The organism is Sulfolobus sp. B1 (assembly GCF_007050195.1).
In the GTDB taxonomy this organism is placed as follows: Archaea; Thermoproteota; Thermoprotei_A; order Sulfolobales; family Sulfolobaceae; genus Saccharolobus.
This window is the reverse complement of the sequence record NZ_QIMI01000265.1, coordinates 1-1,182: the sequence shown is the minus strand read 5'-3', so window position 1 is coordinate 1,182 and position 1,182 is coordinate 1. Positions and strand designations below refer to the sequence as shown.

The following is a 1,182-nucleotide window of genomic DNA, read 5'->3' as shown; positions in this document are numbered from 1 at the left end:
TTATTAATTAGAGAGAAGTTAGTTGATGCACTAGAGAATAACATAATAGTTCCACAAGGGTTAATTGCGCATGGAAGAGGAGAATGTTTTGATTATTTAATCGGAGAAAAAACTCAACCGTTTGCTGAAAAAGCTATTGAAGCTGCTGTAGCAATGATATTATTAGCTAAAGTACCTGTCATTTCCGTCAATGGAAATATGGCTGCTTTAGTTTCTGAGGATATAGTGAAGCTAGCTGAGGAGACAAATGCTAGAATAGAAGTCAACTTGTTTTATAGAAATCAAGACAGAGAGAAGGCTATAGCTGAAGTGCTATATAAGGCTAATGCTAAAAAGGTACTAGGTGTAGGAGAAGATGCCTCAATGACAATTCCAGAGTTATTTAGCCAAAGAAGAAGAGTTAGTCCACAAGGAATATACATAGCTGATGTAGTATTATTAGGTCTGGAGGACGGAGATAGAACTCAAGCATTAGTCAACATGGGGAAAAAGGTTATTGCAATAGACTTAAATCCTTTATCAAGAACGTCGCTTTCTGCTACTATAACAATTGTTGATAACATAACAAGGGCTTTGCCTAAGTTAGTTCAAAAAGCTAAAGAACTTAAGAAACTAAGGGAAGAAGAATTAATGAAGATTGTGTCCCAGTATAATAATAAGGAGATTTTGAGAGAAGCAATGAAGTTTATGGCTGATAGGTTAAATCAGCTTTCCCTCTCTTTATAATTTTCTTTTCCAGGAAATCTTGAATTTTTTACATCCTCTATGTATTGTTTTACTGCACTCTCTATCACTTGCCTAAGGTTCACGTAAACTTTAGCGAAATATGGAGTGAAGTCGGAAAGTCCTAAAAGGTCATGAATCACTAATATTTGCCCATCACAATATGGTCCAGCTCCTATGCATATTGTAGGAATTGAAAGTTTTTCAGTTATTCTTTTTGCGATATCCCCGTATGTGTTTTCTATAACTAGGGAGAATATACCTGCACTTTCTAGCTCTAACGCGTCCTTTAATAATTGCTCTTCCTCTTGTTTACTCTTACCTATAGTTCTAAATCCTCCCAATTTTAGAAATCTCTGTGGTGTTAAGCCTATGTGTCCCATAACTGGTATTCCTGCTCTCACTAACGCCTTTACCACATCCTTAACCTCTTCCCCACCCTCTATCTTCACTGCTTCT

2 protein-coding genes are annotated in these 1,182 nt (G+C 36.4%); one reads left to right on the top strand and one right to left on the bottom strand.

From position 1 onward, the window contains the following. The coding region (locus tag DMP16_RS10065; protein ID WP_185957867.1) for a phosphopantothenate/pantothenate synthetase at positions 1-726 on the top strand (726 nt) is incomplete at its 5' end. Here the strand turns inward: DMP16_RS10065 and DMP16_RS10060 are convergent. Then, positions 705-1,182, bottom strand: a 478-nt coding sequence (locus DMP16_RS10060) for a 3-methyl-2-oxobutanoate hydroxymethyltransferase (RefSeq protein ID WP_185957866.1), incomplete at its 5' end; no start/stop codon positions are given. The genes DMP16_RS10065 and DMP16_RS10060 overlap by 22 nt on opposite strands.